We start from the raw sequence: 12,162 nt of genomic DNA on the forward strand, positions 1-12,162 counted from the left end.
AATTTGTGACTAACAAACTCCTTCTTAACTAACCCAAAATTCTTGGGTAGAATCTGGGGAAAGGCGTAAGGATAAAACACATTGGGAGCATCCACTTTTGGAAGAAACACCGGGCGATCTGCCAAAACCGGATGCTCCCAACACATTTCCCCTTAGCTCAGAAATTATCGTCGTTATTTTAACCAGTCTGTCGAATTACCCCACCCTAACCCTCCCCGTATGTATTGGGGAGGGAACTGGATTTCTTTTTTTCCCTTCCCGCCATGGGTTGGGGGTTAGGTTTTTTGTGGACTTCTCCAGATGACCTGAATTGTTAGTCTGAAACCCAGTAACTTCTAGAACTCTCAGAAATTAACTTGGTTTGTTGTGTGGCAGTGCTGGGTAGACCTCGCCCAGAATTTCCCTTACCAACTTCTTGCCACCAAGGAGATTTCATGTTGACTGTCGGACGAATTAGAGGTTGTTGATTCATCGCCTTGTACAGCAAGGATTGCAAAATCATACTGTTGGTGCTGCTGGTGAAACCAACTGCCGTTTTACCTGTGGCTTCATAGAAACCCTCATAAAATCCAGCTAATGGGTTATATAAGTCAGTCGTTCCTTGCAGTAACTCTTGACTGTACTTGTTTTCTGGAAGCAGGGCATGATAGGCAAAAGCGACTGCTGTACTTACCAATCGCCCCTTTGGTACGGGTTGACCGTTATCTCCTAAAGCCACCCAAGACTCACCTTTTCCAGTAATTGTGCTGTGGACAGTGTAAGGCTTACGATCAATTAAGGTGGTAGCTGAGGCTGTCAGAGTGTCGGTGCGACGATAACGTTCAGCTTGCGCCTGAAAAATTGGTTCAAAGAGCGATCGCATTTTTGGATCTATTCCAAACTCTAGTGCATAGAGTAAGAAAGGATTGCTAACTGTATATTGGTTAACTTTGGAGTTGGTATCTTTGCGGCGGCGTTGAATTGGCACTTTCACTCCCTCCACTAAGGCAGTTTGATATTCTCCGCCAACAGCAGAACTATCAACATTAAATCCCCATAATTGAAAAGCCCTAGCTGCATATTCTTCATATCCCAAGCGGGTTTCTGGGGTGACGCGGATTAGCGATCGCCCTTCTTGCTCTTTGGTGACAGTAGCACCAGAAAGAATACCTTCGCGCACCACACGCAAGTATGACCAATCCAGCACAATTTTATCTACCGCAGCCGTGTATTCTGGATGACAGGTTTTTAAGTTGTAAAGCGCTGCCAGCATTCTACCTAAATCTAAAGCTGACCAGCCGTTCCCTTCTGGAATTGGATTTCCACCGTAATCTACTGGTTGGAGCGATCGCGTATCATAACCCCGACCGGGCAATTCTCCACCAAACAATGGTAGCTTTGTCAAGGCTGCTAAAAGATGTCGGGTGCGCTGGTCAAATTCCTTGGGGGTAATTATATCGAGCGATCGCGCTGCATGGAGGGCTGCGAGATAATCTCCTAGTCCCCAGAGGGTTGCACCTTTGAAATCACTGCGATCGTCAATTAGCCCATTCTTGGAATGATAATTCGCTTGAAAGTATCGCCAAGCCGCTTCTGCATAACGCCGTTCAATAACCGTTAGTGGTCGATCTAGTTTGAGATTAGATGATGATTGGGGACTATCTACTGGTGGAATAGGTGCAACGGCCACTTCTGTTGGTTTAGAAGTATCCGCAGGAGTTGCGATCGGAGTTGTAACAGTAGAATTCGATTGACTTGAAGGTGTTGCAGGAGAAGCATTTTCACTCGGCTTACCAGTAGACACACTCGCAGAACCAGAAGCAATTAAAGGGTGATTTCCCTTAGCTTTGTAGTATAAAATCTCCAAAATCAGTCCATTAGTATTACCTGTCAAAGCTTTATTAGGCTGTTTTGATTCTTCATAGATACCAGCATAGTAACCACCATCATCAGGACTGCGGAGATCCTTGACAGCATCAAAAACTTTTTGAGCATAAGCATTCTCTGGAAAAAGATAGCGCCAGCCAAAAGCCGCTTTGGTGCTGATGCTGCGAAACTGGGGATAAGGTTGATTAGCATCAGTGATTGTTGCCCAGTTTGCACCGTTAGCGTAGACAGTGTTGTAGAGAAAATAAGGTGCTTGATCGATATTATCTTCTGTGACAGCAGTCAACTGCCCTGTGGTATCGTAACGCCGTTTTTGGACATCTAAAACCTTGGCAGCAAAATCAGCTAGCTCACCTTGCAAGCCAAACTCAATTCCATCAAGGATATAAGACTCACTCACAACGTAATTATTAGCATTGGTGCTTTTAAAGTCACGAGTATCAACGGGAATTTGCACACCATTAATTTCAACTAACTTAAATGGTTCTAAAGAAATAGCCTTGGGTGCAGAGAAACCCCAAAGTTGATAACCCCTCGCGCCGTATTCTTCGTAGCCGAGTCGTCCTTCTTGCACCAATAGCGTTTTGTTGTCTGGGAGAACAGTAGCGCCAAAGAGTTGCCCATCTTTGAGCGATCGCGCCACTTGCCACTTTGCTACAATTCCTTTGAGCCAATCATTATATTGGGGATGACATGTACGGATGACATCAAACGCCGCCAGTATCCGCCCAACATCCAAAGCAGACCAGCCAATACCCCGCTCAAGGGGATTGTTGCCATAATCAACCATTTGTGCATTGGCTGCGTTATAGACTTTATTGGGTAAAGTATCCTCAAATAACTTCAAGCTGCTGAGAGTCGTCAAAAACTTATTGAGGCGGGAATCAAAGTCTGCTTGGTCAGTAAGATTCAACCAGCGTGCAGCATTCAACGCCATCAAGTAATTACCCATATCCCAGAGTGTACCAGAAGGATAACCCCCAGTAGAATTGGTAAATCCCGTTGCTGGCTGATAATTTTTGACAAAATACTGCCAAGCACCACGAGCGTAAGTTTGTTCTTCAGATGTCAGAGGGGCTGTAATATTACTACAGCTATTGGAATTTTGAGATAAGACTGGTGTCGGGATGTAAAACAACAATTGCAGAAATGTTCCAACTAAGAACAATGCAATCCATCTCAACAGCTTTTGTTGAGGGGGTTTGTATATCATAATTTCAAGAAGGAGTTAGGAGCGTCATAGCCCGTCTGTTCAGTTATATTTCATAAATTGAGCTTTAGATTAGAACAGCCGCCGCGTAACAAGGTTGGTACAATGAGTTGGGATTTTTGTTAAACTGTGTAGCAAAACTTGTCAACTTTTTGAGCAGCCATGAAATCAATTGAGCAACTGACAGAAGAACTATTGTCTCTTCCTGGCGCGTCTAGGGCACTGTTGGCAGAGAAATTAGTTGAAAGCCTAGAATTTGGAACCGATCCAACCATTCAAACAGCTTGGACTACTGAAGCAAAGAAACGACGAGATGAAATTCGGGACGGTTCTGTACAATCAATTCCTGGAGAAGAAGCTCTGGCTCAGGTGAGGCAGTTACTTCAGCAATGAGGTATGTATTTCATCCTGAAGCTCTCACAGAATATGCTAATGCCGTTCAATATTATGCAGAACAGCGTACTGAGGTAGCGCAGGCATTTATCAATACAATTGAGGATGCAATTTATCGGATTAGAGAATCCCCTACTCGCTACGTTGAGATTGATGAAGATGTTCGACGATGCATGACACGCAAGTTTCCGTATGGAATTCTTTACACGATTGAGCAAGACTATATTCTTGTCCTAGCAGTGATGCATTGTAGCCGAGAACCTGGATACTGGCAGAGTCGTAGGTAATCGCAGTTGCCAGCAGGCTAACACCACGCTATACCAAAATAGTTGGTTAAGTTCCAAAGGTTATATACATCCGGTGAGGTAGTCACACAAAACACAAGTGATTTTTTGTACAACATATTTTGCTATTCTTGCGGTTATGAGTTGATGCACATCTTGGACATTCCATTAGGCTCAAAGATTGGGGTGTTTCTAAGTCAAGCAACTTTTAAAATTGAACAAGTTCCTCGGGTTTAAGTCCCCCGGTTCTGTAACCAGTAAGTTTTGTGTTGGGGTTAAATCCCCATTACAAAACTTAATTACGAATTACGAATTACGAATTACGAATTATTTTAACTAGGTCTATCACAAGAATGTGAGCAATTCTGCTATGAAAACCCTGGCTAAATGGTCTGTAGACGACTATCATCGCATGGTTGAAGCGGGCATTCTACATGGTCGTCATCTGGAATTGCTAGCAGGCGAAATTGTTGAGATGAGTCCAGAAACGCCAATTCACTACACCACAGCAAAACGAGGTGCAAAATATTTAGAAGAGTTGCTCTCAGGTAAAGCTGATGTTCGTTTCAATGGCCCTATTACACTATCCGACTCGGAACCCGAACCTGATATTGCGATTGTTCGACTTCCAGAATCATCCTACAGCGATCGCCATCCTGCTCCCCAAGATATCTTCTGGATTGTGGAAGTTGCCAAGACAAGCTTAAAAAAAGACTTGGATATCAAGGCTGCAATTTATGCAATGGCTGCAATTCAAGAATATTGGATTTTAGATTTATCTACCAAGCAGATAATTGTGTTAAGGAACCCTCAAGATGGTAAATACCTTGAAGAACATACTATTGAGGAGGGAATAATTACACCAATAGCCTTCGCAGAAGTTTCAGTTTCTGTTAAGAGGCTTTTCTCATGAGGTGATTACCAGATATGTGATTTTGTTTAGCATATTTTCTGCCATTCTTGCGGTTATGAGTTGATGTACACTCTGGACATTGCATAGCAATTCGGCATCACTTCTATGCAACGCCAGTTTTTTCATTTTTTTAGTTCTGACTTTTAACTCCTGCCCAAACGGTAAGTGGTTGTCCGACTTGTTTATACAGCAAGCTTTCTAAAATCACGCCATTATTGTTGGCGGTGAGAGTTTTATTCGGCTGACGCAGAGACTCATAAAAGCCGTTGTACCAACCATCTTTAGAGTTAAGGTTAGCTTGGACAAAATCAAATAATTGGCGGGTATAAGCAGTGTTATAAAGCACATGCCAGCCGATCGCAGCTTTGGCACTGAGAAACCGCAAATCGTTGTGTTTTTGTTGGGTATCTGTGATGGTTGCCCAAGGTTCTCCGTTGACAAACAAGCTGCTGTAAACAAAGTATGGAGGACGATCTAAGTTGTCTTCGGTAACGGCGGTTAATTGTTTTGTCGCTTCATAACGCGCTGCTTGAGCAGCTAAAATCCGATCGGCATAAGCTTTTGGCAAAGCTTGAAACCCAGTTTCGATGCCATCTAAAATATAGGGTTCGCTAAGAACGTAATTATTGGCTCCAGAGTTTTTATAGTCCCTTTGGTCGTAAGGAATTCCCTGTCCGTAAAGATCAACAAAAGCAGCATGGGACTGATAATCCAATGCTTGTGTAACATCCAAGCCCCAAAGCTTCAAACCATAAGCAGCATAATTCTCATAGCCCAAGCGGCCTTCTTGATTGTATTGTTCTTTACCTTTAATAACGGCAGTCCCATACATTTGGCCATTTTTGGTCAGACGCTTGACTTGCCAATGTTTCCAAACGTCTGTAGAAAGCGATCGCATTTTTGGATACTTGGACTCGACAATCTTTAACCAGATTGCCATTCTTCCTAAATCGATAGCTGACCAGCCAATTTCTTCGCGTTTTTCTAGTTGACCATAATTGACGGGTACGAGGGTTTTGGCATTGTAAACCTTGTTGGGTAGTTCCCCTTTATATAAAGGCATTGATGCCAGTGTTTTCAACATTTTGCTCATTTTGGCTTCAAATTCAGCCACAGGCACGATATTGAGTTCTCTAGCACTAACTAAGGCTGCGATCGCTGCTGTCTGATCCCAGATGCTTATAGAGGCAAAGCCATCAACCGAATTTACCAAACCAGTTTCATCATTCCAGTTGCGCTGGAAGTATGACCAAGCAATACGTGCGGTTTTTGTTTCCTCTGGAGTCAGTTTTCCAACACCAGGAGCAATGTATGGAATTATGGCTACTGTGAGTTGGTTTTTAGGAACAGGTTGACCTGGCAAAACTACAGATTTAGCATCAAGACTGGCAACTATTTCAGCACCAGAGACAGGGTTTTGTGGTTTATTTGGTTCTACTAACTGGCGTGAAGCAGTTTCGGGTGTTGAGATTTCCGGTTTTTTAATAGAAGTCTGGGAAAGTTGCTTAGACCAACCATTTAAAATTGCGATCGCAATTACAGCCGTAACTACCCCTCCTACAGAAGCTAGTATGGACAAGCTCTTAGATGGCGGTTGAAAATCAGAACTCATACTGAGTAAAGCCTTATTTTGTAAGTCAGCATTGTTTGCGTAGTTTCACCAAATACATTCTTCCCAACTTTGAAATCTAACTAACACCCAGAAGTCCACCTGACTATTACAATAAAATAGTCACGCACCCGATCTCTGGAGTTCTAGCAGTGGGCTTATTTGATGATTTGAGTCGGTTTTTAGAAAACCGTTTAGAAGAATTCTTGCGTAACAATCCACATTTGGAGTTAGAGGCGCTGCTAGAACAGCTGCGTGAGCAAGAAGAAGATACATTAAAGCTGATCGCAGATTTACAATTACAAGAGAAGCGATCGCAAGAAGAAATTCTCTCCACCGCTCAAGAAATTCAGCGTTGGCATATCCGTGTTCAAAAAGCCAAAAACGCTGGTAGAGAAGATTTAGCGACTGCGGCGGGTGAGCGAGAAGCAGCCCTGTTGCGCGAAGGAAATCAGCGCTGGGGACACATGCAAGGGCTGAAAGAACGCATTAACCAATCTCAAGAACTATTACGAAAAATCCAGCAACGGCGACAGGAGGTGCAAGCCAAAGCCGCCGAAGCACAAACAGCCCGTGATAAAGCGCAAACTCAACAGCGTTTTGAAACCAGTGGCTGGTCAAATAAAACTAGCAGTTATTCTAGTGGGTTTGATGACTTAGAAGAGAAGTTCCGTAGCTGGGAAACCCAAGACGAATTAGAACAAATGAAGCGGAATCTAGGGAAATAATCGCATCTGGATAAAAAGGACACACTGAAATTTATAACGTAAATGTATAATTACTTATTTTACAGTAATTATACATTTTATATTAATTATACTGAGCCAACAAGCAAGTTATTAGCGTTATTTGGGTGTCACTGAAAAGCAGAAGTAGAACGCGATCTCGGCTTTAGATTTTTGAATATTTCTATACAAAATTCTCCACGCTCATAATCAAACAAAAACTTAAGAAAGCTTAGTAACTACTAGAACAATAGTCGAAAGGTTTGACAATATTTTAAGACAATTTACTACAAGATAAAATTTAAAAATTAATTTTATGCTTAATCCACAAAAACTACCATTTCTAGAATCTATTGGTTGGCAGCTAAAAAATGTATATCAAATGAGTGAGAAAGAAATTGTTCAATTGTATCAACGCAATTGGCATCATAAAACTACTTTCAACAATTTAAAACGAGAAGAAAAGGACTTTGTTCATTATTTAGCAAAAAAATATAACTCTTGGATATTACCAGATTTTGAAATGTTTAATCTAGCTCATCACAAAAATATACTTAAAATCATTAATACTTTTAATCCAGAAGTTTTCAAAAAAGCTTCTGCATACTTTGGCGGTGGTACACTCTTGACGTTAGAGTATGATGAATACAGGCTTAGTAAAGATATTGATTTTCTCTTCCCTTATGGAACTGAAAATTACAGGTATTTAAGAAATTTGATTTATGACGAAGGAATTGTAGCATTATTTCAAAGTACAACAGATATCGAATTAGGTGATACTACAATAAATCAATATGGTATTCGTTTCCCTATTGTAGTCAATGAAACAACTATTAAAGTAGAAATTGTAGCCAATGGAATTTTTACTTTAGACCCTCCTATTTATCCTGAATGGACAAAAATTCCTTGTCTGAGTATAAGCGATAGATTTACATCCAAACTAATGGCTAATGCTGACCGATGGAACGATTCAAGTACACAATCTAGAGATTTGATTGACTTAGCAATATTGCGTGTAAATAACGAAATGCCCGCACGTGCAATCGCTAAAGCTGAAGAAATCTACGAAGTAAAAAAGCCATTAGTTAAAGCCATCACTAATTTTACTGAAAAAGAAAGATATAGAGATAAATGTTTTCAGGAGTTAAATATACCTGAAGAAAAATTCCCAGTAATAATGGATGGAATAAATTGGCTTCTTGTTGACTTTGAATCTATGAATTAAAGGAATTTAAAATGCAATTATCACTACCAAACGAGCATTCACTGAATTATTTATCGTGTAAAGTTAGCAGTAAACATCTGAAATTATGCCCAAATTTAAGTGTTAAGTAGCATCTGTAAGTTTGTCGGAAACTTCAGTAATTTTATTTTTACTTGATAAAGCATCTGTGACACTTCCTATTTTATAAATATTCTGTATTATTTATAACAAATTTTGCTATTTATTTAATATTGAAAATTTTAGATATTCATACTTCAATACGGTTCAGTTAAGGGTAAAAACTAAAAGTTGTGTAGGTTGGGTTGAGGAACGAAACCCAACATTATTAACCATTTGTTGGGTTTCGCTATTGCTCAACCCAACCTACTATTTTTCTTAACTGAACCGTATTGATTCATACTTAGTCCGACCATCAAGCAAGTAAAATCTGGAAATTGTATTTAATTTACTAATCAGGATTTATTTTTCTGATAAAGTTTAATAAAGTCAAGTTTTACCTCTGCTTTGTATTACTACTAACATCTCGTAATAATACTTAAGTTGTTTTGATTAATTGTCAAGAGGAGAAGATATCAAAATCTTGTAGTCTTCAAATAAAACGTGTAGTCAAACACATTTTTTCACTATTTGGTGTTATTGCCGCAGTATTTCCTAAATGTTTTTCATGAGAACTGAGGCAGAGATAATATATGTTTTTAGACATTTTAGCTAGCCTGCAACGGTTATTTGTGGGTTACATTCCAGCCGCCGTATTGGGTAGTTTTATCGGATACCTAGTAGGCATGAATAGCATGGTTTATCAGTTATTTAGGCTGATATTTCAAATACCACATAGTATCCCTCCTATAGCTTTGCTACCTATTGCATTAATAGTGTTTCAAGAGAGCGAATCGGCTGCAACTACAGTAGTTTTTCTAGGAACTCTCTGGACGATGATTATTAATACGGCAATCGGTATGCAACATTTTCAGAGACAGAATAATAACTTTCGAGTAGCTATATTCCATATATTTCATGCCTTGAAAGTTAGTATTTGGGTAGCCTGGTTTATAGTTATTTCTATAGAAATGTTAACAGGCCCAAAAGGACTTGGCTTTACTCTCTGGGAAGCTTATAAAGCTGGCAATGCCGATTATATAATTCAGGTGATTCTCTACATTGGTATCATTGGCTTTTTGCTGGATCAGTTACTAGATTTTGCAGCTTATGTTCTCTCGCAAATGGTTTCAGACGGGAAAAAATCTTCCTAAATTTTATCTAGGCTTGCGGATTGAACCCTGCCAGCTAATAGTTTGTTTGGCAGAACGTATTCCCAAAGAACGAGTCGCTACGACTTCAATATCAACGTTGACACCAGGACGTAAAGCTGAATCAGGAATTTTGAGCTTGCCCAAAGCTAGAGTAAAACGGTTGTAGTCACGAGTCACAAGTTCGTTGGGAATATCCCCTTCATATTCAGTTTTGTAGCCAGAAAAGCCGTACAAGTTATCCTGTGCGCGAAATTTGATGCGAAACTGAGTATTAATAGCATCAGATTTTGCTGCCAAATCAACTATTTTTAAGTTGAGGTTTTGTCCTGCTTCGGCAAACTCTGCTACAGCTAACCGGGTGACATCTTTTTTGGGAATGGCATGGTTGACGGTAAATGTTGTTAAGTTAGCCTCATTTTTGATACTACCATCAACCCATAAGTCCTCAGCAAAAGTAACTTCTATTTGTTTGTTGTCAGTTAAATTCAGTGTGACAGCTTGATTGCCAAAGCTGGTGATGGGTTGTCTTTCTTGCCAAACTATTTGAAAAGTCCCTTCTAAACGCTGTTCAAACTCAAGGTAATTATCTGCGATCGCAGAACCAGGCGCAAGTAGAGAAATTGCCCCTTTGCGTGGATTCCATTTGTTCTTCGAGAGGTTTACTGGTTTGTTTGTCAGTTCCGAAATTGCTAGCTGCACCGTTGGATTATCAGCCGCCAAAGCTTCCTTGCTATTGACAATACTTAAAGTTCCTAAGCGCCCTTGGCTACCATCGCTACCATCGCTACCATCTCGCCCATCGCTACCGTCGCTACATCGATAAACCTTATCAGTACACTTATAATCAGGGCTACCGGGGGTTCCTGTACAAGTTTTTACTTCCCAACTTTGCCTGTGACAGTGACAACCCTCCGTACCGTTGCCACCTCTACCGCCGCGTCCACCTTCCCCGCCAGTTGCTCGAACGGAAATGTTTCGTAAATCTGCCAAATTGCTGTAATACACTGTGAGGGAACCACCATTTCCCCCATCTCCTCCCTTACCACCGTTACCGCCATTGCCGCCATTTGGTGCATTTATATCATGGCTCCCGCCATAGGCATCGCGTTCATAACCACAGTCAGGGCGATCGCCATATTCCCCATGTTCCCCATCTTCACCATCTTTACCAGATAAATCAAGATTAACAGGTGAACCATTGACAAAAACGTTTTGGTTTTCACCGCTTCTACCCGATCGCCCATCGGTTCCTGTACGTCCATCTCTGCCATTATTTCTGGCTACTCTATAATATTCGTCAGAGGCAACAGCTGGACATAAAACTGAACCAGAGGCAGGCAAAAAGCTTGTAAATAAGCAGAATGTCAGTAGTAGTGGTAGTTTACTCCTAAAATCATTGTGCATTTAGTTACACCTAAAACTTTAGTTGAATTCTCTACTACTGACGCTGACTTTCAACAATTTGCTCCTTTCTGTTCAGTGGTATGCCTTTCACTTGGCTGTTGGATCGTCATTGACCTTAACAATCAGCTTGCCAAAATTATCACCTCGAAGTAAATCGATGAATGCACGAGGAGCGTTTTCTAAACCATTAACTACATCTTCTTTATACTTAAGTTGACCAGACTGTAACCATCCAGAAACATCACGCAAAAAATCGTTCAACCGATGTTGATAATCACCAACTAGAAAACCTTTAATTAAGGCCCGCTTGACTAGCAGTGGCATTAAATTAGGCCCTGGTGGAGTAGATGTAGCGTTATACTCCGAAATCAAACCTACTAGTGGAATTCTTGCCCCAAGGTTGATCTGCTGCAACACAGTTTCTAAAATCACACCTGCTGTATTGTCATAGTAAATATCAATGCCATTAGGTGCAGCTTCTTTGAGCGCTGAATCAAGTTCTTGGGTTTTGCGGTTAATGCCAACATCAAAACCTAATTCTTTAACTATATAGTCTCGCTTATCATCACTCCCGACAATTCCCACTACTCTAGCACCTTTAATTTTGGCAATTTGACCAACTACTGCACCGACAGCACCAGAAGCGGCTGAAACCACAACAGTTTCACCTTCTTTCGGTTGGCCGATATCAAGCAAAGCAGCATAAGCAGTTAGACCAGGCATACCTAGTACACCTAAACTATAAGATAAAGGTGCTTGAGTGGGATCAAGTTTACGCAGTGTCTCACCCTTAGATACAGCATAAATTTGCCAACCGTTATTACTCAAAACAAAATCCCCTACTTGAAATTGAGGATGATTTGATTTAATTACTTGGCTGACTGTACCACCCACGATCGCAGAATTCAATTCTACTGATGCAGCATAAGACTCGCCTGCACTAATGCGACCACGCATATAAGGGTCGAGAGATAGATAAATGGTGCGGCTAAGAATTTCGCCTTCACCCGGTTCGGGAGTTGGCGTTTCTACTAAAGCAAAATCACTCTCTTTTGGTTCGCCAACTGGACGACTTTTGAGGATGATTTGTTTGTTCATTAAATCAGACATCAGTTATTTTCCTTTAAATCAATCTGACTATTGGTGAACGCACAGATGTGTGTGTCCATTCAAAAAACATTTCAGAAATTATCGAACAGAATTCAGGAGTCAGAATTCAAAATTCAGTTGGGTATTCTGACCGAAAAAGCGGTGCTTCACAGCGTAAAGCCTTCTCTTCTCCT

General features: G+C 40.9%; 10 protein-coding genes. 6 read left to right on the forward strand and 4 right to left on the reverse strand.

What is annotated here, in order from left to right:
* Window positions 1-313: 313 nt before the first annotated feature.
* Window positions 314-3,079 (reverse strand): DUF3131 domain-containing protein, encoded by a 2,766-nt coding sequence (locus tag HWQ36_RS11595; RefSeq protein ID WP_292702221.1) that lies wholly within the window; start codon window positions 3,077-3,079, stop codon window positions 314-316.
* 159 nt (window positions 3,080-3,238) lie between these two features.
* Here HWQ36_RS11595 and HWQ36_RS11600 point away from each other — a divergent pair, with 159 nt between their 5' ends.
* The 3 genes from HWQ36_RS11600 (at window position 3,239) to HWQ36_RS11610 (ending at window position 4,666) form a co-directional block, all read left to right on the forward strand.
* On the forward strand, window positions 3,239-3,469 hold the full coding sequence (locus HWQ36_RS11600) for an addiction module protein (protein ID WP_292702224.1): 231 nt from the start codon (window positions 3,239-3,241) through the stop codon (window positions 3,467-3,469).
* Window positions 3,466-3,756 carry a type II toxin-antitoxin system RelE/ParE family toxin gene (locus HWQ36_RS11605; protein ID WP_292702226.1) on the forward strand — a complete coding sequence of 97 codons (291 nt, stop codon included), beginning with the start codon at window positions 3,466-3,468 and terminating at the stop codon, window positions 3,754-3,756. Before HWQ36_RS11600 ends, HWQ36_RS11605 begins: the two co-directional genes overlap by 4 nt.
* Window positions 3,757-4,123: 367 nt before the next feature.
* Entirely contained in the window at window positions 4,124-4,666 is a 543-nt protein-coding gene (locus HWQ36_RS11610) for a Uma2 family endonuclease (protein ID WP_292702229.1), read from the forward strand.
* Window positions 4,667-4,796: 130 nt separating this feature from the next.
* On the opposite strand, the gene HWQ36_RS11615 is transcribed toward HWQ36_RS11610, so the two are convergent.
* Window positions 4,797-6,278, reverse strand: coding sequence for a DUF3131 domain-containing protein (locus tag HWQ36_RS11615; protein ID WP_292702232.1), 1,482 nt, complete (start codon window positions 6,276-6,278; stop codon window positions 4,797-4,799).
* 149 nt (window positions 6,279-6,427) lie between these two features.
* On the opposite strand from HWQ36_RS11615, the gene HWQ36_RS11620 reads away from it, so the two are divergent.
* The 3 genes from HWQ36_RS11620 to HWQ36_RS11630 all read left to right on the forward strand — a co-directional run bounded on the left by HWQ36_RS11620 (window position 6,428) and on the right by HWQ36_RS11630 (window position 9,475).
* Complete coding sequence (locus tag HWQ36_RS11620) at window positions 6,428-7,003, forward strand: TIGR04376 family protein (protein WP_292702235.1); 576 nt, start codon at window positions 6,428-6,430, stop codon at window positions 7,001-7,003.
* A 313-nt stretch (window positions 7,004-7,316) separates the two neighbouring features.
* Entirely contained in the window at window positions 7,317-8,225 is a 909-nt protein-coding gene (locus HWQ36_RS11625; protein WP_292702239.1) for a nucleotidyl transferase AbiEii/AbiGii toxin family protein, read from the forward strand.
* A gap of 689 nt (window positions 8,226-8,914) precedes the next feature.
* Window positions 8,915-9,475: a nitrate transporter gene (locus HWQ36_RS11630; protein ID WP_292702242.1), complete on the forward strand. Its 561-nt coding sequence runs from the start codon at window positions 8,915-8,917 to the stop codon at window positions 9,473-9,475.
* 3 nt (window positions 9,476-9,478) lie between these two features.
* Here the strand turns inward: HWQ36_RS11630 and HWQ36_RS11635 are convergent, their stop codons facing one another.
* Entirely contained in the window at window positions 9,479-10,879 is a 1,401-nt protein-coding gene (locus HWQ36_RS11635; RefSeq protein ID WP_292702245.1) for a collagen-like protein, read from the reverse strand.
* A gap of 87 nt (window positions 10,880-10,966) precedes the next feature.
* Window positions 10,967-11,989: an NADP-dependent oxidoreductase gene (locus HWQ36_RS11640; RefSeq protein ID WP_292702248.1), complete on the reverse strand. Its 1,023-nt coding sequence runs from the start codon at window positions 11,987-11,989 to the stop codon at window positions 10,967-10,969.
* Between the last annotated feature and the right edge of the window lie 173 nt (window positions 11,990-12,162).

The sequence above is a fragment of the Nostoc sp. NMS2 genome, from assembly GCF_017115105.1.
Lineage (GTDB): Bacteria > Cyanobacteriota > Cyanobacteriia > Cyanobacteriales > Nostocaceae > Nostoc.

Coding starts and splice junctions, on each gene's coding strand:
- HWQ36_RS11595 (WP_292702221.1), bottom strand. CDS start 3,079: ATGATATACAAACCCCCTCAACAAAAGCTGTTGAGATGGATTGCATTG.
- HWQ36_RS11600 (WP_292702224.1), top strand. CDS start 3,239: ATGAAATCAATTGAGCAACTGACAGAAGAACTATTGTCTCTTCCTGGC.
- HWQ36_RS11605 (WP_292702226.1), top strand. CDS start 3,466: ATGAGGTATGTATTTCATCCTGAAGCTCTCACAGAATATGCTAATGCC.
- HWQ36_RS11610 (WP_292702229.1), top strand. CDS start 4,124: ATGAAAACCCTGGCTAAATGGTCTGTAGACGACTATCATCGCATGGTT.
- HWQ36_RS11615 (WP_292702232.1), bottom strand. CDS start 6,278: ATGAGTTCTGATTTTCAACCGCCATCTAAGAGCTTGTCCATACTAGCT.
- HWQ36_RS11625 (WP_292702239.1), top strand. CDS start 7,317: ATGCTTAATCCACAAAAACTACCATTTCTAGAATCTATTGGTTGGCAG.
- HWQ36_RS11630 (WP_292702242.1), top strand. CDS start 8,915: ATGTTTTTAGACATTTTAGCTAGCCTGCAACGGTTATTTGTGGGTTAC.
- HWQ36_RS11635 (WP_292702245.1), bottom strand. CDS start 10,879: ATGCACAATGATTTTAGGAGTAAACTACCACTACTACTGACATTCTGC.
- HWQ36_RS11640 (WP_292702248.1), bottom strand. CDS start 11,989: ATGTCTGATTTAATGAACAAACAAATCATCCTCAAAAGTCGTCCAGTT.